Here is an 18828-nt window from a genome sequence, read left to right as displayed (position 1 = left end):
CGAAAACAGTGACTACGCCCGGACGCGGATCACTGACTATCGTCCTATTGCGGTGCTGCGACGGGCGCGTCCTCGCCGGCCGTAACCGTCTCGCCGGTCTCCGGGTCGAACAGGTGGACGGCGGATTCGTCGAACGACACCTGCACGCGGTCGCCGATGGCCGGCTCCACGTCAGTACTTACCCTGGCGATGAAATCCGGCGCACCGTCGCCCTCGAACCCGGTTTTCGATTCGCCCAGATCGAGGTAGAGGTAGTTGTCGCTACCGATGGGTTCGAGCACGTCGACCGTCGCCGGAACAGCGTTCTGGTCGCCGCCGTCGCTGACGGAGACGTGTTCCGGTCGGATACCCAGCACGTACGAACCGCCTTCGATGTCGCCGAAGGCACTGGCACGGCCGCCCGTGAGGTCGTAGGAGAAGTCGTCGTGAGCGCCGGTAAGCCGGATGCCGCTGCCGAGTGGCTCCGCGGTCACGTCGAGGAAATTCATCGAGGGCGAACCGACGAAGCCGCCGACGAACTGGTTGGTCGGGTTCTCGTACACCGTCTTCGGCCGGCCGGCCTGCTGGAGCTTCCCGTCGTTGAGGATGACGATGCGGTCGCCCATCGTCATTGCTTCTTCCTGGTCGTGGGTGACGTAGACGGCCGTGATGCCGAGTTCCTCCTGCAGGCGCTGGATCTCCGTCCGCATCGTCGTCCGGAGCTTCGCATCGAGGTTGCTGAGTGGCTCGTCGAAGAGGAACACGTCCGGCTCCCGGACGATGGCGCGCCCGAGCGCGACCCGCTGTTTCTGCCCGCCGGAGAGCTGGTCCGGCGTGTCATCGAGCAGGTCCCCGATGCCCATCATCTCCGCCGTCTCAGTGACTCGCTCCTGCCGTTCTTCCTTCGAGAGGTCCGTGCTCATCCGGAGGCCGAAGGCCATGTTCTGCCGGATGGACTTGTGTGGGTACAGCGCGTAGTTCTGGAACACCATCGCCACGTCGCGCTTGCGGGCGTGAACGTCCGTCACGTCCTCGTCGCCGATGCGGATACGACCGCTCGTCGGCCGCTCAAGCCCGGCAATCATCCGTAGCGTCGTCGATTTCCCACACCCCGACGGGCCGACCACCGTTACGAACTCCCCGTCGTCGATGGACAGGTCGACATCGTCGACCGCCACGATGGAGCCACCGTCGAACTCCTTCCGGAGACCGTCTAGTTCGAGACTCGCCATTACACAGAGTCTCACACCCATCGCTAATAAGTTTGATGGGATTTTTCATAGAAGTTCTAGCAGAGTCGGTTCGGTTGTGGAACCGAGCGCTGTCAGCGCTCTCTCGTCGCCGGTACCACAACGATATCTCCGACCTCGACCGTCCCGCTGCTATCGACCGGGTCGCCGCTGAGAAGGTCGGTGTCCCCGACCGGGGTGTCGAGCGAGACGTTCGCCGTCCCGTCGCCGAAGTGTAGCACGACCACGAGCGTTTCATCGCCGTCGGTGCGCTCGTACGCGACGACGCTGTTCGCATCGCCCGATTCGACGGTGTGAGGAACCGGACGTACCCCGGGCGCGCGCAGTGCCCCGTGGTCCGCTCGCAGCGCCACCAGTCGCCGGTGGAAGTCGGTCAGTGCGTTATCGCCGTCGTGCCAGCGCATCGTCCCGCGCTGTTGTTCGACGCCCCGTTCCTGGCCGGCGTAAACCATCGGCGTTCCGGGGAGCGTGAACGTGGCCCCGACGGCCGCCTGCAGTGACGCGGCTCCGCACTCGTCGAGATAGCGGTCTTCGTCGTGGTTGTCGACATACCGCATGTGGCCGGCACGGTCGGGGTAGCCGTGCTCGGCCGTCGCGTCGAGCGCCTCGAACAGCACCGACGCTGGTTCCTCGCCGGTCCCGATGTCGCGGAGCGTGTCGAACAGGTCCGTGTCGTAGTGAACGTCGAACTCGTTTTCGGCGAAGGCGGCGTCGCGTGGGACCGTCTCGTCGAGCAGCAGGAACTCGGGGTCGTCAGCTTTCACCCGCTCCCGGACTTCCTTCCAGAACCCGTGTGGCACGCCCCAGGCGACGTCACAGCGGAACCCGTCGACCACGTCGCGCCACTCGTCTACCACGTCGAGCATCCAGCGCCGCACCGCGAGCGAGTCGTAGTTGAGGTTCGGGATTCGCGTCCAGTTGAAGTAGTAGCCCGGCGCGTCCTCGCCCGCCCAGTCGATATCGGAGACGTCCTGTGACACCGGAATCCGCTCGTAGTAGTCGGCGTACTCGGGGACGCCGGCCCGGTGGAGCTGGAAGGCCGGATGGTCCCGCGAGCTGTGGTTTATTACCAGGTCGAAGACGACCCGAATCCCGGCGTCGTGGAGCCGGTCGACCAGCGATTCGAATTCGTCGCGCGTTCCCAGGTCTGTGGCGGTGTCGAAGAAGTCCGTGATATGGTAACCGTGCCGGGTCGGACTCGCCTGAATAGGGGTGAGCCACACCACATCGACGCCCAGCGACTCGATGTAGGGGACCCGCCGCTCGATGGCTTCGAAGGTCGTGTCGACGGTCTCGCCGGCAAACGACCGGACGAATATCTCGTAGATGGTGGCGTCGCCGGCCCAGGCCGGCGGGTCGGCCGGCCGTGTGACGGGCACTGTGCCGCCTGCGGTCGCGTTTCCGGTTCCACTGTCGCGTTCCACGACTAGCGTGTCCGCGACGCTGTGGCGCTCGGCGACGGCAACCGCGTGAACGCGGGCCATCTCCGGCAGGGCTTCGTGTGGCACCCGGAGTTCGTCGCCGTCGATGGTCACGGCCGACTCTTCCAGCGCGTCGCGGCCGTCGAGATAGAACTCGACTTCCGGTTCGCTCCCCGACGGGGCCGCGCGGGCGTCCGCCGAGACGACGAAGTCTCCGTTCACCGTCTCACCGGTGAGTTCGACCCGGGGGCGACCCGGTCCCTCGACGGTGACCTCGTCTGTCGCGGTCGACTCGAAGGAGCCGTCGAAACTGAAGATCGCGTGGTGGGTCCCCGGTGGGAGGTCGGTTTCGATGACCCATTCGTCGCCGTCGCGCTCGGCCCAGTGTGTCCCCATCGTGAAATCGTTGAACGTCCCGATGACGATGGCGCGGTCGGCGACGGTGAGGTCGTCGGTACCGCCGTCGCAGTCGAAGTCCTCCGCCGTGACGCTGAACCGGGCCGTCTCGGTGATGCTCGGGAACGCCCGGACGACTTGCTCGTGTGTGCCGTCCGGTGCGGTTACCTCCGCTCGGTAGACGCCCGGCACGTCGGGTTCGAGGTGACAGACCGGGCCGTCGCCGAGCGCTGCCGTACTCGCCGCTGGCCGCTCGACTAACCGCCACTCGGCAGCCATGCCGGGGTCGGGCTGACGCGGGGCCAGTTCGACCGATTCGCCGACGGTGGCGAACCGTGGCGGGCCTGGATGGTGCATACGCCTACGGTACGGGGTCGGTACTGTGAGTGTTACGCTTCCGGTTGAATTTTAGAAAAGATATTACTTCGCTTATTCTCCCCTATCCGATCTGTTGAAACCGATACACGGCGAGGCAAATTCTCGCCGGGTCTCGGAATCTATCATCATTGTCTCCTTCTATTTCCGAATGATTTAAGTTATGAAGGACTATTTCATCCCATATCTATCCATGACAATGGAACGACGGACAGTGCTCAAGCGGATCGGCGGTGTCGGGGCGGCTACAGCCTTGGCTGGCTGTAGTGTGCAAGAGCAGGGCAGTAGCGGCTCGGATGGCGAAACGGCTTCCGGTGATGGTTCGGGCGATGGGTCAGGCGGCGGGAGTCAACAGTCCGGCGGGACCGCGACGGCGTGGTACCAGCTTCAGGACTCGGAGATACCCGCACGCGAGGCCGCGATGGAGACGTTCGCGAGCGAGACGGAGTTCGGCGTCGACGGGTCGGACATCTCCAATATGGAAAAGAAGACCACGAGCGCGATTCCGGCCGGGCAGGGGCCGGAGGTCTTCGAGTGGGCACACGACTGGGTGGGCGACTACTACCAGCGGGAGTTCGTCGTCGACCAGTCCGACGAACTCTCCGTGAGCTTAGACCAGTTCACGGACGCCGCCGCCTCCGCCGTCCAGTTCGACGACGCCGTCGTCGGCCTCCCGCACTCGGCGGAGACGGTGACGCTCATCTACAACACGGACATCGTCGACGAAGCGCCCGAGACTATCGACGACATGGTGTCGGCCATGGAATCGTACCACGACCCGAGCAGCAGCCAGTACGGCCTCGCCGCGCCGTTTGACCCGTACTTCACGAGCGGGTGGATACAGGCCTTCGGTGGCTACTACTTCGACCCGGAGCAGGACCCGGCGCTCGGGCTGGATGCCGACGAAGCTATCGAGGGGCTCCAGTTCGCTCTCGACACCCTCCGTCCGTACATGCCCGACGACCCGAACTACGAACCGCAGGCTGCGACGTTCTCCGAGGGGAACGCCGCCTTCGCGGTCAACGGACCGTGGTATCTGGCGACGCTGAACCAGAGCGACGTGAACTACGAAGTGGCGACGTTCCCCGATATCAACGGCGGCGAGGTGACGCCGTACACCGGCATCTCGATGTGGTACTTCGCGGACGCGATGAGCGAGGGCGGGGCCGACGCCACGGCCGCCCGGAACTTCGTCGAGTGGTTCGCCACCAACGAAGACCACGCCACGCGACTCGCTAAGGAGCAGGGCGCGATTCCGGTGCTCGACAGCCTCGTCGGCAGCGACGAACTCCCCGACCACGTCCAGACGTACTCCCAGACCGTCAGCCAGGGGGTCCCGATGCCGACCGACCCGCGCATGAACAAGGTGTGGTCGCCGCTTGAGAACGCTCTTATCGAGGCGTTCAACGGCGATTCGAGCGCCGAAGACGCACTGACGACTGCCGCCGAAGAAATCCGCAGCAACTGGGAGTGAGAAACGCCCATGAGTACGGTTTCACGAGCGGCGGACCGCATCGAGTCGGTCCCGTTTCTGACGCGGGACGACGCGTCGTTACTGTTAGTGCTCCCGGGGCTGTTCGTCTTCTCGGCGTTCATGCTGTTCCCGGTCCTCTATCTGCTGGGGATCTCCTTTACCAACGCCCAGCCGGCGAATCTATTCGCCGGTGAGGGCGTCATCGCCGTGCTCACGTTCGGCGACGCGCTGTTCGTCGGACTGGAGAACTACGCCGACGTGCTGACTGACGGCCAGTTCTGGAACTCCTTCGGTGTCACCTGGCTGTTTGTCGCCACGAGCGTCACGCTCAAAATCGGGGCGAGCCTGGCCATCGCGCTTATCGTGACCAGTGAACTCGTCCGCGGCAAGCGCGTCCTGCGCTCGCTCATCATCTTCCCGATGGGCCTGCCGCCGATCTTCACTATCACCGTGTGGCGTGGCATCTTCAGCTCCGCCGAGTTCGGGCTGATGAACCAGCTACTGACCGCGTTCGGCGCGAGTTCGGTCGCGTGGCTGTCGGGCCGCTGGACCGCCTTCGTCGCGTACAACGTCACGGAGGCGTGGCTGGCGTACCCGTTCATGGTCATCATCACCGTCAGCGCGCTACAGGACGTACCCGAGGAACTCCACGAGGCGGCCGTCGTCGACGGCGCGGGATTCCTCGCACGCTTCGCTCATATCACGCTGCCGTCGATCAAACGGCCCGTGCTGTTCGCGTCTATTCTGACCTCCGCGGCCTCGTTCCAGCAGTTCCTCATCCCGTTCGTGTTCAATCAGGGCGGCCCGGCACGGGCGAACGAACTCATCGTCGTCTACGGCTATCGTGAGGCGCTGTCGTTCCAGCAGTACGGTCGCGGTGCGGCCATCAGCATCATCGCGCTCGCCTTCATCGGCGCGTTCATGTGGCTCAACGTCAAGAAAGGCAAACTCGCCGACGGGGTGAACGACTAATGCTCCTCGGTGCAATCGCCAGAAAGCTCGGCAACGACATCAAGACGTTCGCGACGATGCCCGCACGGACGGTCCGCAAGTGGTCCTACACTGTGCAGGCCGTCCGTCGGGGCGAACTGCCCGCGTCCGAAGTCCTGAAGGTCATTCTCTCGACCATCGGCGCGACGCTGGTCGTGCTGGCACTGCTCTTCCCGATCTACTGGATTCTGATGGCGGCCCTCTCCGGCTCCGGAAGCTCGCTGTACACGTCCGAGAGCTTCTCGCTGTTTCCCACTAATCCGACGGTCAAACCGTTCATCTGGGTCATCGGTGACCTCATCGTGCCGTCGTACTCGATATCCGCCGCCATTCCGTTCACCGACCTCGCTTTCGTGTTCCAGACGCCGGGGATCGAGATTCTCGACGCCTCCGACTACGGCGTCGACCGCCCCTCGGAGTTCAAGCACTTCCTCTGGAACAGCCTCATGGTGGCGATTCCCACCGTGCTGATCGCGATGTCGCTCATCATTCCGGCGGCCTATGCCCTCTCGCGGCGGGAGTTCCTCTTCCGCCGGAAGATCCTGTTCCTCTACGTCCTGATGACACAGGTCGGAGGCGGTCTCGGCGTTGCCCTGCTCATCGGGATGTACGCACTGTACGTCCAGTTCGGCATCAACGACAGCAAACTGGCGCTTGCGGTGTACTACGCGGCGACCGCCGTGCCGTTCAACACCTGGCTGCTGAAGACCTACATGGACGGCATCCCGGTCTCCTACGAGGAGGCCGCCGTCGTCGACGGCGCGCCGCCGTGGCGGGTCGTCACTGAGGTCATCATCCCGATGTCGACCGCCGGGCTGGCAACGGTGTTCATCTTCGTCTTCCTCACCGGGTGGACAGAGTTCGTCGTCGCCCAGACGCTGCTGGGGACGGAGAACTACACGCTGCCGGTCGGCCTGTACGCGATGGTCGACGAGTACTCCATCCCGTGGGCGCGCTTCTCCGCGTTCGCGCTCACCTTCGCCTCGCCGATTATGCTGGCCTATCTGTTCGCGCAGCGCTACATCGAGGGCGGCCTCTCCTTCAGCGGGATGGAAGGCTAAGCTGGCGCGACGCCCGCCGTCATCCAGCACCCCTCATACGGCGCGTCACTCTGCTTTTCGACCGTCCACTGGTAGCTCGTCGTCGTTCCGTTCCCATCGACGACCGTCACCGGCTGTGACGCGGTGTCGCCGTCGCGGTCGAGCGGCCCGTACCGCACGCCGGTCGCGTTCAACAGCGGTTCGAACCCACTTCGAATGGTTCGGACGAAGTTCGAGTACGGCCCCGTCAGGCCCCGGTTCGACGGCGACGCGAACTGCCAGGTCGTGTTGATGCCCTCGTTCGTCGCCGGGTCGTTGTTCTGCAGTGCGAGCACCTGGATGTGGACGACGAGCCCCGGCGGGCGCTCGCAGTTCGGTCGCAGTTCGAGGACCCGCGGCTGTGTCACCGCCGATCTGTTGGTGTCGACGGAGACGTTGCCCCAGTACTCCCGCCCGCCCGCTGCCGGTTCTACCGCTTTCGTGTCCTCTGTCGGAACTTCCGCGGGCGTTATCGTCGCTTTCGACTCCGTCGAGTCGCCGCCGCCGAAAAACGCACCGCAGCCCGCCAGTGCTACGACCGCGGCAAGTGCGACGAGCGCCAGCGACCGAACGGCTGTCATACCCCTGTATTGGGGTGACGCTCCTTCGATGTTCCGTCGCCGTGTACAGTGCCCATATCGCCTGTCAGCGGTCGATGCCGTCAGCCGAGCCGTTCCTCGACCGCGTCGACGTCGCTCGGTTCGTTGACGTTGTGACACCAGCCCTCCAGTTCGACCGCCTCGACGCGGTGGCCGGCGCTCAGTAACAGGTCGATTGCGTCGGGGAGTTCGTACTCGCCCCGCTCGGAAGGTCGCGTCAGCGCGCAGGCGTGGCCGACGGCCGGCTCGAACACGAAAAAGCCCCGCGTGACCAGCGTCGACGCCGGGTCCGACGGCTTCTCGACGAGGCCGGTCACCTGTCCCCCGTTGTCCGTCGTGACGACACCGGTCGTCTTGGCTTCGGCCCGCGACACGTCCTCGACGAGCAGCGTCGCGCTGGCGTCGGTCTCGAGGTGGTGCTCGATGGCCCCGTCGAGATTTGCCCGGCAAACGTTGTCGCCGTTCAGCACGACGAAGGTCCCGTCGACGGCTGTGCGGGCCTGTTCGAGCGCGTGCGCCAGTCCTAACTGTTCGTCCTGCCGGACGTACGCTATCGGCGTGTCCCGATACTGCTCTCCGTAGTGTGCCACGATGTCGTCGCCGCGGTAGCCGATGACGACGACCAGGCGGTCGACGCCGACTGACAGCAGCGTGTCGAAACAGTGTGTCAGCAGCGGCTTTCCGGCCACCTCGACCAGTCCCTTCGGCTTGTCTGCAGTGAGCGGTCGCATCCGCGTCCCTTCGCCGGCAGCGAGTACGACGCCGTCCATATCCGGCCCCACGCTTGCGCCGGCTAAATGCCTGTGGGCGAGCGGGTTCTGTCCGTGGCCGCCAACCTTGACGCATGGCTGAGGAGTGTGACACCTGCGGCCGGTCGGTCACCGTCGACGAGGCGGTCCGCCGGGCGACCTTCGGTGACCTCGACAACGACCGCTGGCAGACGCTGTGCTGTCCGGACTGCGGTGCGCGGCTCCGGACAATATTCGTCGGGCCGGACTCCTGACGGGGAAAGAGACAGGTAGCAGCAGTGTGTGACTCTGACGCATGGAAGACGAAGCGTGGCGCTCGGTCGACATCATCCGGGACAACGACGGCGTACCGCACGTCCTCCAACAGAAGATGCTGGTGTTCACAAGCGGTGTCTCCGAGGAGTCGGCCGGCTACACGAAGCCAGCGATGGAACACCGGCTAGTACCGCTCAAGGAACTCACGAAGTTCGGGCAGTCGTAATGAACAGCCGCCGGAACAGTCTGCGCCGCGGCCGATAGCTCGGACGCTGGACCGGTTGGACAACGAACACCTCGGGATACACTTTTGCGCCTATCCGAACGAGTATCGATAATGGCTGAACCGCTGTACGTCGGTGTCGACCGGAGCGACGAGTCCTGGGTCGCTGTGGCGCTCACCGGCGACGGGTTCGACCACGCGTCGGTGTTCGACAGTATCGGCGAATGCTGGTCAGCGTACGAGGAGCGCGCTCGGCTGATTCTGGTCGGAGTGCCGATTGGGCTCGTGGAATCCGGTGATCCGGACCGCCGGTGTGACGAACTCGCCCGGTCGGTGCTCGGCGAGCGGAGCGCGGCAGTTCGCACGCCGCCGGTACGAGAAGCGACCCGGAAACAGCGCTACTCGACGGCCAACCGCGTCCACAGGCGCAAGACCGGACAGGAACTCTCTGAGCAGGCGTTCGCACGTAGCGACAGCCTCGCCCGGATCGATGAACTCTTGCAGGAACTGCCCGAGGCTGCCGCAGCCATTCGGGAATCCCACCCAGAGGTCTGTTTTCGGGCCTTCGGCGGCGAGCCGCTTAGCTACTCGAAGCGCACCGCCGGGGGATATGCCGAGCGGATGCGGATTCTCGCACATTACGACCGCGACGCCGCCCCGACGGTCCAGAAAGCCGCCGAAGCGACCGGCGGCGCGGCGGTAGCCGTTCACGATGTGCTGGACGCCGTCACTCTCTCCTATACGGCGCAACCGGGCGACAGGGAGTTGTACACGCTGCCGCCCGAGCCGCCGCGAGATGCGGCGGGGCTGCCGATGGAGATCGTCTATCGGGCGGCGTCGCCACTGATCACGTCGTGACGTGTTCCGGCGAGCGCCGTCGCTCGTCGTGGGTTATGTGCATGCCAGCGACACTGCCGTGTACGCTACACCGCGACCGCTGACAAGTGATTATAGTGCTAGACTGTAGACAGAAGCCGTCTTACAGTCGCGTGAGGTTGGTCGCACGCGGACCCTTGTCCGCCTGCTCGATGTCGAACTCGACTTCCTGCCCCTCTTCGAGGTCAGGGCCGCCGACGTCTTCCATGTGGAAGAAGACGTCTTCGTCCGCATCGTCGGTTTCGATGAAGCCGTAACCACCAGTGTCGTTGAAGAAGTCGACAGTGCCTTCCGCCATTGTTAGAGCCTCGTGACGTTGTTGGCGCGCGGACCCTTGTCCGCCTGCTCGATGTCAAATTCGAGCTCCTGTCCTTCCTCGAGGTCCGGGCCGCCGATGTCTTCCATGTGGAAGAAGACGTCCTCGTCCGCGTCCTCAGTGTCGATGAAACCGTAACCGCCAGTGTCGTTGAAGAAATCAACCGTTCCTTTCGCCATTGCAACCAAAGAGATGCCAGCACCACGGATAACAGTGTCGGTACGATGCTCTGGTGGGAAACAGAAAGATCCGACCGCTGTCTGGCGATTAGGGGGTGTGTAATACTGTCATGGCACATGCGCCGCCGGCTCTCCCGGCTGGCTATAGACGCCACGGCGTCGCGTTCGGTCTTACCGGATCACTAACCAAATGGAATTAGCCGTTCGAGCACAAGTCATAATTATGTACCGTGGTGCCCGGGCCCGCCTTGCGCCGTGGCTGCTTGCTGGCTTCGGACTCGCGTTCACAGGTGCGGCCATCGTCTGGCACCTCGGTATCGAGACACAGCGTATCGGACAGGTCGGCGGCCCTGCGCTCGCGTTGGCCCTCGACGGGCTACTGCCGCTGGTGCTAGTGTATGGCAGCTATCGCCTCGTCTCGTCGTCGACACCGGGGGAGCAGATATGGACAGTTTTCGTCTGGAGCGTTGTCGGCAGCGCTGCGGTCGGGGCTATCATCGGTTTGAGCGTCTTTATCCGCATGATGGAGGGTCGAACAATCGCCGAACCGGTGTTCGTCACCCTGTTGGCGATGGAGACGGGCGCTGTCACGGGACTCATCGCGGGCACGCTTGCGGTTCGGGCCCGTCAGGATGCCAGTCGGGCGACCCGAACCGCGAACACGCTGTCGTTCGTCAACGACCTGTTTCGACACGATATCGCGAACGGACTCGTCGTTATTGATGGCCGCGCGACGATCATTCGACGGAACGCCGACTCGGACACGGTTCAAACGGCAGCGGACGCGATCCACGAGCAGGTAACCGAACTCGATAGCTTGGTCGACAACGCCGGGGCGGTCGTTGAGACCCTCAGTTCCGACCCGGCATTCGAACCGACCGACATCGTCGGGATTGCCGAGGCGGTGATACAGCGAATCGAGCAAACACATCCCATCACCATCGAAGTTCAAGCCCCGGACAGCGCAATGGCATACACCAACGAGGCCGCTCGCCCGGTTCTCCGGAACCTCATCGAGAACGCTATCGAACACGGGACGCCGGCAGCAGAACTCTCCGCCGAGGGGACCGCGACGGACGGAGCAGCGCTGCCGAGCGAGGCACAGCGGGCGGAGACGACAGAGTTGACGGGAGACAGATATCATCAGCCATCGGTGTTTGTCGCGATCCGGGAGACCGACGACGATGTCGAGACCCACGTCGTCGACGACGGACCGGGGATTCCCGACGACCGGCGTGACAGCGTTTTCGACCCGCGGGCGGGCGACACGCACGGCGGTGGGCTCCATCTCGTCGAGACACTCGTTACGAGCTTCGGCGGCGATATCTCCCTCGCCGACACCGCCAGCAAAACCGACGCGCCCTTCCCCGACACCGCCCTAGACGGCGCGCACTTCGTCGTCGAACTCCCGCGGGCATGACACCAGTCCGCACGACCGACGTTTCTTGATTGTGGGAGGCACAGTGAGGCGTATGTTCCCTCGCTTGCGCGCACAGGGCCCGACCGTACTCATCCCGCTCGCGTGGCTGCTCGTGGGGCTGGCTCATCTCGATGTGGTCACTGACCGGACGGTGCTGGTGTTTCACGTCGTCGCTGCCGTCCTCATCGCTGCGTTCGCCGTCCTTTCGTGGGACGAGATGGAGACGGGCGTCCTCCGGGTCTGGCGCGACATTCTCCTCGTCGGCCTCCTCCTGACCGTCGGCGGCATCGTCGGCTTGCTCTACGCTCCGCTTCGGATCCCGTTCCTGACGACGACGATACTGGGATGGATGGTCGTTCCGGGCGTGGGTCTCTACCACACTGGCAAGCGCGTTCCAGCAGGCCAGCGGGCGTACATGGCCGGAGCAGTATTGAGCGTTCTCGGTGGGGCGGTCTACGCCAGTGCGCTGTTCCCGCCGGCGGAAACCGCGTTGCTTGCCGGCATCGGGCTTGCGCTGGTCGGCCAGACAGTCGGTATCGCACAGGCGGTTCGCCAGCCAGACGAGATTGACTCAGGCTAAGGCAGCGTCGAGCTTCTCCACCGGGTGCGGTGGCTCGCCGTCGCTTTCGTCCCAGTCGTCCAGTTGCGTGCGACAGGACGCGCCGGGCGCGACCACAGTGTTGCCGCGACTCTCTCCAATCTGGTCGAACAGAATCGAGCCGATGGCCTTGCTCATCGAGAAGTGCTCGGCCTCGTAGCCGAAGGAGCCGGCCATGCCACAGCAGCCCGAGTCCAGCGGGTCGACGTCATAGCCGGCCCGCCGGAGGACGCCGACGGCGTGGTGGTCCTTCTTCGTCGCCTTCTGGTGGCAGTGGCCGTGGTAGGTCAGCGTCTCACCAGGGGCGTCCCAGTCGGCCCCCTGGTCCAGCCGGAAGGTGTCGAGGTACTCACAGACGCCGTAGGCGTTGGCCGCGAGCGTCTCCGCGTCCTCGCCAGAGAGCAAGTCCAGATAGTCCGACTGGAACATCACGGCATCAGAGGGTTCGACCAGCACCACGTCCCAGCCCTCCTCGATGGCGGGCACGAGCGCGTCGACGTTGTCCCGCGCAGTCGCCCGGGACTGGTCCAGAAAGCCCTTCGAGTGGGCCGGTCGCCCGCTGTCGGTCTGGTCGGCCAACTCGACGTGGACGCCCGCGGCTTCGAGCACGCGGACGGCGGCTTTCCCGACCTCGGGGTGGCTGTAGTTCGTGTACGTGTCGGGGAACAGCAGGGCTTGCCGCTCGGCTTCATCCGCCGGGACTTGCGGACCGCGCTCGTCGAACCAGTCCTGTAGCGTCGTACGCCGGAAGGTCGGCAGCGTCCGGTCGGGTGCGATGCCGACCGCCTTCTCCAGCACGGTTCGAGCACCCGGAACTTTCGTCGCGAGGTTTGACAGCGGCGCAAAGGCGCTGCCCAGACCTGCCAGTGCGTCAACGTTGGCGAAGATTCTGTCTCGGATGCTGGAGCCGTGTTCCTGGTGGTAGGCGTGGGTCACCTCGGCTTTGAGCTTCGCCATGTCGACCTCGCTCGGGCAGTCCTTCGCACACCCTTTGCAGCCGATACAGAGGTCCAGCACCTCGTGCATGAACTCCTCGTCGGTGGGATCGTCCGGCAGGTCGCCGCTCATGGCCTGCCGGAGCATGTTCGCGCGGCCGCGGGTCGTCGTCATCTCCTCCTCGGATGCGCGATAGGTCGGGCACATCACGCCGCCGGTGGTCTCCTGCGGGCCGCGACAGCCGCCACAGCCGTGACAGAGTTCGACCATCCCCTGCATCCCGTTGTCGTTGTCCCACTCCAGCGCGGGGTCGAAGCCGGCGTCGAACTCATAGGCCGGGTCGAATCGGAGGTTCTCGGTCATGTCGACCGTGCGTGCCCGCTCGGGTTTCTCGCCGGACTCGACAGCGGCGGCGTCGACGCCGACGACCTGGCCGGGGTTGAGCAGCCAGTCGGGGTCGAACGCGGACTTGAGCTCCCGGAACGTCTCCCAGAGGTCCGGGCCGTAGAGCTTCTCGTTCCACTGCGTGCGGGCGCGGCCGTCGCCGTGTTCGCCCGAGACGCTGCCCCCGTATTTCACCACGAGGTCGGTCACTGCGTCGGCGATGGACTCCATGGTCTCGACGCCCTCGACTGTCTTTGTGTTGATGAGCGGGCGGATGTGGAGCACACCGGGGCCGGCGTGGGCGTAGAAGGAGGCGAAGGTGTCGTGTTCTTCGAGAATCTCCTGGAAGTCGGCGACGTACTCCGGGAGGTTCTCGGGCGGGATGGCGGTGTCCTCGATGAACGAGCCGTGTTTCTCGTCGGTCGTCCGCGAGAGCAGGATGGGGAGGCCGGACTTGCGCATCTTCCAGAACTTCTCGCGTTTTGCCTCGTCGTGGGCCTCCATGGCGTCGAACGCCCGCACCGGCGCGTCGACGACGGTCCGGCCATCTGTTGGGGCAGCGATCGAATCGACGCCGTTCGTTCGGTCTGCCAGGAGGTCGGCGACCTTCCGCCGGCCGCTCTCCGCGTCGTCGGCGTAGAACTCCACGATGAGGACCGTGCGAGTCCCCTCGGGCAACATGCCGACCACGTCCTCGAACTCGGCGGTGTCCCGGGCCAGGTCGATGAGCACGTCGTCGAGCACCTCGACGGCCGCCGGGTCGTGTTCGAGGATGTCCGAAACGTCTTCCATGGCCTCGATGAGCCCCTCGTAGGCGAGCAGGGCCATCGACTTGGTCTCGGGAATCGGCTCCAGGGACACCTCGGCCTCGGTGACGATGGCAAGCGTCCCCTCGCTGCCCGCCAGCAGCGACGCGACGTTGACAGTCCCGTCCTGTGCATCTCCGAGGACCCAGTCGAGGTTGTACCCCGAGACGTTGCGCTTCAGGTCCGGGTAGTGGCTCGTAATTTCTTTGCCTTCCTCGGCGAGTATCCGCTCGATTTCGGCGTAAATCCGGGCTTCGAGGTCACCGTCGGGGTCCGCTCGGTCGCGCAGTTCCTCGCGGGTGACCTCGCCGAACGTGGTGACGGTGCCGTCTGCGAGGACGACCTCGCACTCTTCGATGTAGGCGTCGGTCTTGCCGTACTGCAGGGAGTGTGCGCCGGTGGAGTTGTTACCGATAGCGCCGCCGAGAACGCTCTTGTCGCCCCACGCCGGGTCCGGCGCGAACTTCAGCCCGTGGTCGGCCAGCTCCCCGTTCAGGTCGCCGAGCTTGATGCCCGGCTGGGCTCGCGCTCGCCGGTCGTCGGGCCGGGCCTCGACGAGGTCGTTCATGTACCGCGAGAAATCCAGTACGACGGCCTCGTTGACCGTCTGGCCGGCGAGGCTCGTCCCGCCGCCGCGGGGCAGGACCGGAATCTCTCGCTGGGCACAGTAGGACATGACCGCGGCTACGTCATCGGTCGACCGCGGATAGACGACGCCGATAGGCAGCACCTCGTAGAGGCTGGCGTCGGTCGCGTACAACTGTCGCGAGTACTCGTCGAACCGCACCTCGCCGTCAATGCGCGCTCGCAGGTCGTCGACGAGGCCCGACCGGGCGACGGTGTCGTTCTGGTAGTCGTAGTTCGATACCTCGTCAGCCGAAGGATCTATCCGGGTGCCGGAATCGGTTGCCATGGTGTGTCTCGTTTCCAGTCGCCCGGCCACCGACGGACCGGGTACTCGGCGGTTTGCTCTGGCTGTTCTAGCTGTACGCCTGCCAAAACAGTTCCGCTACGGTAGCCCATGAGGCACTTTTGACCCGGTCGAGCGTCTGCCCGGGGCACGCGCTTCTGTCTCCCTGTGATAGCACATGTTACGCAACTGTTAATATCAGTACTAGCCTATATAAGGTGATTATGACACACAGCAACGATCCGTTCGAGACGATGCTCCGACTCTTCGCACAGACGCGACGGTCGATGATGGACGACAGCCAGAGTCGCTGGACAGACGACAGTTTGGGCCGCCGGATGGGTGACGATTCGAGACACCGGATGGACGACAGTCCGGAACGCCGTACCGACCGACCGTCCACGGACGTACGCCGGAGCGGCCACCGCCGGCCCGGTATCGACACGAACCTCCACGTCGACGAGACCGACGACGGATACGCCGTGATGGTCGACCTCCCGGGCTTCGAGCGCGACGACCTCGTCGTCCGCTTCGAGGACGGCGTCCTCAGCATCCAGGGCGAGAGCACGGTCGCTGAAGAGACCAGCGACGGCGCTCGCCGCCACAGCCGACGGGTCGCCGAACGGGTCACTGTTCCCGAACCGGTCGTGGACGACGACATCACCGCCACCTACCACAACGGCGTTCTCGAAATAACGCTGCCGCGCGCGGACGACGCCGACGACTCGAACCGGATCGAAATCAAATAGACTCGCTTTTCGGCTGTTGTCTGCCGACGTTACACGACTGTCCCAGTGAGAACGCCCTTAACAACCTGCTATCCCGGTATTAGTCAGCTACTGCTGCTCTCTTATCGCCTCTATAGTTTCGTGCGACCGCCGGGGTCTCCGTGCTGTGAGGCCGTAATATGTCCGACGCGACCTGGGACGTTCAGGACGGCGCAATCGTCGAGCGGCCGCGGAACGTCCGGAAACACCCGCTGTTGCACCGAATCTACGAGCGACACGACGAGCTACTAGCCGAACAGCTCCCGCCCGGCCGGACGCTCGAACTCGCGTTCGGCCAGCATATGCATCCCCGCGCCGATGTCGGACTGGAAGGCTGGCCGTCGAACGTTGAAACCGTCCGCAAGCCAGCGCTGGCTGGTGACGCCCGAGCGCTCCCGTTCGCCGACGATTCCTTCGACGCTCTCATCGGCCGCCGGTTCCTCCACCACGTCCCGCCCGCGGACCGTCCGGAAATCATTCGCGAAGCCGCCCGCGTCCTCCGCCCTGCGGGCCGTATCGCTCTGCTCGAAGGGACGCCGGGCTGTACCGCAAGCTCACCAAGGGTGCCGCGTTCCGGCTGGGGCTGCTGGAGGAAGACACCGACATCTACGGCCACCTCTCGGAGACCGCCGTCACCGACCTCGTATCCGAATCGTTCGAAGTCGCCGAGAAACGGACGCTCGGATCGCCGTTGATGCTCGCGAGCATCTCCGAGTCGGACGCGTCGGCGCGGCTGCTCGACCTCTACGAACGGACGCAGTTCGTCAAGTGGTGGACGCTCGTGGTGGGCGAGCGTCCCGAATCCGGAGCGTGACTACAGGTCGACAGTCACGCGCAGTTCGCTGTCAGTGATCGTTCCGATGGCGTCGGCGGCGACCTCGATATCGTCCTCGTCGGCGTCACCGAACCCGAGCCCCTGCACCCAGGCCTCGGTGAGGTCCGGATCCGGTTCGACGTACGCGACCTGTCCCTTCGGGTCGACCTCGGTCACGATGCCGATCTGCTCTCCCTGTGCGTCCATGAGGAACTTCCCCTCGTCTTCTGTCGATAGTACTGCCATTCTGTGTGACATTTCTGGCCGGGCTAAGTAATAAACGTCGGTTGCGCCACTCGGTCTACCTGCGTACCGACGCCCGCTGTCGGGCGGTTCCAAGCGCTAGTACCGCGAGAAGTTCTCGTCGGGGTAGACCCCCTCGTCGGTGATATCGACAACATCCAGCGTCGCCAGCCGACTGAGGCGGTCTGCCGCGTCACCCTCGTCGACGCCCAGTTCCACTGCCCGCGCCAGAACGCGGTCTCGGCTGGGTACAGACTCAATGAAGCCGTCGCTGTCCGTCTCTGTTTCCTCTGCGATAATTGCCTTCAGGATGGCCCCATGTTCACGCTTCGACGGCGTGGTGCTGTCGCCGGTCCAGTCCACGCTCAGCGTCCCGTCCTCGTTGACGTGGGAGACGACGAATCCGTCCGGCAGCGCTTCCGTCACCGCCGCCACCAGCGCCGCCCGGTCGAGTCGCGCCTCGAACCGGAACCGCTTACCGTCTTTGGACTGCCCGAGATTCCCGACGTTCGCGCCCGCTTCTGCTATCGCCTCCGAAACCGCGTCGGCAAGCCGGTCCTGCACTGCCGCCGCGACGGCGTCCCGCTCCACACTGAGGGCCGCGAGTTCGTCTGTCAGGGTCGCATGGCGCTCCATCTGCTCGTGTGCTGGCTCCTCTGTCATACCCATGCCACTCGTCGCTACGGAATTACCTGTTCCGGCGACCGTGTCTCCCGACCGGGGCGACGCGGTTTCGCCCGCGCCGTTCAACTGCTCGATCGTCATCGGGCGGTTCGGTGAACCACATACCAGATGAATCGAAGAGGAGTCGATTCCGCTGTTCGCAGGTAAATGCTGTCCCCCGCCTGATGGACTACGGCCAGAAATACTCGCTCCGCTGCGCCTTTCCGGCCTCGTTCAAATCCATTCGAGTCGCACTAACGGAATCTACTACGCTCGCTTCGCTCAGCGGGTAGGTTCAGAGAAATGCCGCCTCCCGGATTTGAACCGGGGACAGCTCGATCTTCAGTCGAGTGCTCTCCCAGTCTGAGCTAAGGCGGCGTGCACTCCAAGCGATGACGAGGGTAGAAAAAAGCATTTCGAAAGCGGGCGCAGGTTCTGTGGGGTCGGCCGGGCGGTTCGACCGCCGATTACGGGAGGAACAGGTCCGCGCTGTCGAACGTCTCGCCACAGTCGTCGCATTCGTATTCGGTGCCGTTAGTCGTCGAGACGTGCCCGCTGCAGGCCGGACACGTCGAGCCATCTATCATGCCACGCACTACCACCACTCCGGATATATGGATTACGGGCGACTATCAATCGAGATAGACGCTCTGGTACCTGGGTCATGATATCGTGCGCGACTGGCAGGAATCGAATCCACAGGGACCATCCGCTCCTCACGTCCGTTCGTCGCAGGATGGGTCCGGGCGTCCTCGTGAGCGAAGCGAACGAGGGCTCGGGAGAGCAGTGCTCTCCCGGCGGATTCGAACCACGGTCACTCCGCGCTGCTTCGTTCCCTGATTCGAACCGCCCGGCCGAATCACACATGCGGCGCTCGGAGGTGAGCGCCGCGAGAAGTTCAGTGGGTCCGGGCGGATTCGAACCGAAGCCAGACGTGCTCACTGCGTTGCGCGCGACTGGCAGGAATCGAATCCACAGGGACCATCCGCCCCTCACGTCCGTTCGTCGCAGGATGGGTCCGGGCGGATTCGAACCACCGGCCTCGGCCTTGTAAAGGCCACGTCATAACCAACTAGACCACGGACCCGTATGCCACCGTTTTCCATCGGCAGGAATAACGCTTTCT

The 18828-nt window shown here is 64.5% G+C and carries 19 protein-coding genes and 2 tRNA genes; 10 read left to right on the top strand and 11 right to left on the bottom strand.

Going from position 1 to position 18828, the window contains the following annotated elements; translation table 11 throughout:
* Positions 1–44: 44 nt before the first annotated feature.
* Together SG26_RS06455 and SG26_RS06450 are read right to left on the bottom strand one after the other, a co-directional pair.
* Entirely contained in the window at positions 45–1211 is a 1167-nt protein-coding gene (locus SG26_RS06455; RefSeq protein ID WP_050037144.1) for an ABC transporter ATP-binding protein, read from the bottom strand.
* A gap of 92 nt (positions 1212–1303) precedes the next feature.
* Positions 1304–3403 carry an alpha-amylase family glycosyl hydrolase gene (locus tag SG26_RS06450; protein WP_050037143.1) on the bottom strand — a complete coding sequence of 700 codons (2100 nt, stop codon included), beginning with the start codon at positions 3401–3403 and terminating at the stop codon, positions 1304–1306.
* Positions 3404–3614: 211 nt separating this feature from the next.
* Between SG26_RS06450 and SG26_RS06445 the strand changes: the two genes are divergently transcribed.
* The 3 genes from SG26_RS06445 to SG26_RS06435 are packed head-to-tail and all read left to right on the top strand — an operon-like array spanning position 3615 to position 6946.
* Positions 3615–4895, top strand: a complete 1281-nt coding sequence (locus SG26_RS06445) for an extracellular solute-binding protein (RefSeq protein WP_175055145.1) — start codon at positions 3615–3617, stop codon at positions 4893–4895.
* Positions 4896–4904: 9 nt separating this feature from the next.
* Complete coding sequence (locus SG26_RS06440) at positions 4905–5867, top strand: carbohydrate ABC transporter permease (protein WP_050037141.1); 963 nt, start codon at positions 4905–4907, stop codon at positions 5865–5867.
* Entirely contained in the window at positions 5867–6946 is a 1080-nt protein-coding gene (locus tag SG26_RS06435) for a sugar ABC transporter permease (protein WP_008307631.1), read from the top strand. The genes SG26_RS06440 and SG26_RS06435 overlap by 1 nt, the downstream gene beginning before the upstream one ends.
* Here the strand turns inward: SG26_RS06435 and SG26_RS06430 are convergent.
* Together SG26_RS06430 and SG26_RS06425 are read right to left on the bottom strand one after the other, a co-directional pair.
* Positions 6943–7545, bottom strand: a complete 603-nt coding sequence (locus tag SG26_RS06430; protein ID WP_050037140.1) for a DUF4864 domain-containing protein — start codon at positions 7543–7545, stop codon at positions 6943–6945. The two genes, SG26_RS06435 and SG26_RS06430, sit on opposite strands and share 4 nt — an antisense overlap.
* A gap of 80 nt (positions 7546–7625) precedes the next feature.
* Complete coding sequence (locus tag SG26_RS06425; RefSeq protein WP_050037139.1) at positions 7626–8333, bottom strand: nucleotidyltransferase family protein; 708 nt, start codon at positions 8331–8333, stop codon at positions 7626–7628.
* A 74-nt stretch (positions 8334–8407) separates the two neighbouring features.
* Between SG26_RS06425 and SG26_RS21520 the strand changes: the two genes are divergently transcribed.
* The 3 genes from SG26_RS21520 (at position 8408) to SG26_RS06415 (ending at position 9648) form a co-directional block, all read left to right on the top strand.
* Entirely contained in the window at positions 8408–8566 is a 159-nt protein-coding gene (locus tag SG26_RS21520; RefSeq protein WP_014041430.1) for a hypothetical protein, read from the top strand.
* A gap of 41 nt (positions 8567–8607) precedes the next feature.
* Complete coding sequence (locus SG26_RS06420; protein ID WP_005537226.1) at positions 8608–8793, top strand: hypothetical protein; 186 nt, start codon at positions 8608–8610, stop codon at positions 8791–8793.
* 111 nt (positions 8794–8904) lie between these two features.
* On the top strand, positions 8905–9648 hold the full coding sequence (locus tag SG26_RS06415; protein ID WP_050037138.1) for a DUF429 domain-containing protein: 744 nt from the start codon (positions 8905–8907) through the stop codon (positions 9646–9648).
* A gap of 121 nt (positions 9649–9769) precedes the next feature.
* On the opposite strand, the gene SG26_RS06410 is transcribed toward SG26_RS06415, so the two are convergent.
* Both SG26_RS06410 and SG26_RS06405 read right to left on the bottom strand, forming a co-directional pair.
* A complete protein-coding gene (locus SG26_RS06410; protein ID WP_004515391.1) occupies positions 9770–9964 on the bottom strand; it encodes a cold-shock protein in 195 nt (64 codons plus the stop codon).
* Positions 9965–9966: 2 nt separating this feature from the next.
* On the bottom strand, positions 9967–10161 hold the full coding sequence (locus tag SG26_RS06405) for a cold-shock protein (protein WP_004515390.1): 195 nt from the start codon (positions 10159–10161) through the stop codon (positions 9967–9969).
* Between the two features lie 223 nt (positions 10162–10384).
* Between SG26_RS06405 and SG26_RS06400 the strand changes: the two genes are divergently transcribed.
* Both SG26_RS06400 and SG26_RS06395 read left to right on the top strand, forming a co-directional pair.
* Positions 10385–11581, top strand: a complete 1197-nt coding sequence (locus SG26_RS06400; protein ID WP_225306786.1) for an ATP-binding protein — start codon at positions 10385–10387, stop codon at positions 11579–11581.
* A 52-nt stretch (positions 11582–11633) separates the two neighbouring features.
* Positions 11634–12161, top strand: coding sequence for a hypothetical protein (locus SG26_RS06395; protein ID WP_014041427.1), 528 nt, complete (start codon positions 11634–11636; stop codon positions 12159–12161).
* Here SG26_RS06395 and SG26_RS06390 read toward each other — a convergent pair.
* Positions 12153–15218, bottom strand: coding sequence for an FAD-binding and (Fe-S)-binding domain-containing protein (locus tag SG26_RS06390; protein WP_050037137.1), 3066 nt, complete (start codon positions 15216–15218; stop codon positions 12153–12155). The two genes, SG26_RS06395 and SG26_RS06390, sit on opposite strands and share 9 nt — an antisense overlap.
* Before the next feature lie 221 nt (positions 15219–15439).
* Between SG26_RS06390 and SG26_RS06385 the strand changes: the two genes are divergently transcribed.
* Positions 15440–15964, top strand: a complete 525-nt coding sequence (locus tag SG26_RS06385; RefSeq protein WP_014041425.1) for an Hsp20/alpha crystallin family protein — start codon at positions 15440–15442, stop codon at positions 15962–15964.
* A 158-nt stretch (positions 15965–16122) separates the two neighbouring features.
* Positions 16123–16677 carry a class I SAM-dependent methyltransferase gene (locus SG26_RS06380; RefSeq protein ID WP_255355552.1) on the top strand — a complete coding sequence of 185 codons (555 nt, stop codon included), beginning with the start codon at positions 16123–16125 and terminating at the stop codon, positions 16675–16677.
* Between the two features lie 119 nt (positions 16678–16796).
* Here SG26_RS06380 and SG26_RS06375 read toward each other — a convergent pair whose 3' ends face one another.
* The 4 genes from SG26_RS06375 to SG26_RS06360 form a co-directional block, all read right to left on the bottom strand.
* A complete protein-coding gene (locus tag SG26_RS06375) occupies positions 16797–17042 on the bottom strand; it encodes a hypothetical protein (protein WP_014041423.1) in 246 nt (81 codons plus the stop codon).
* Positions 17043–17138: 96 nt separating this feature from the next.
* Positions 17139–17708 carry a hypothetical protein gene (locus SG26_RS06370; RefSeq protein ID WP_079980845.1) on the bottom strand — a complete coding sequence of 190 codons (570 nt, stop codon included), beginning with the start codon at positions 17706–17708 and terminating at the stop codon, positions 17139–17141.
* Positions 17709–18006: 298 nt separating this feature from the next.
* Positions 18007–18080: transfer RNA gene (locus SG26_RS06365), tRNA-Phe, on the bottom strand.
* 635 nt (positions 18081–18715) lie between these two features.
* Positions 18716–18789 (bottom strand) — tRNA-Val (locus tag SG26_RS06360).
* Between the last annotated feature and the right edge of the window lie 39 nt (positions 18790–18828).

It is taken from the genome of Haloarcula sp. CBA1115 (genome assembly GCF_000827835.1).
Lineage (GTDB): Archaea > Halobacteriota > Halobacteria > Halobacteriales > Haloarculaceae > Haloarcula > Haloarcula hispanica.
This window is presented reverse-complemented; position numbering and strand designations above follow the sequence as displayed.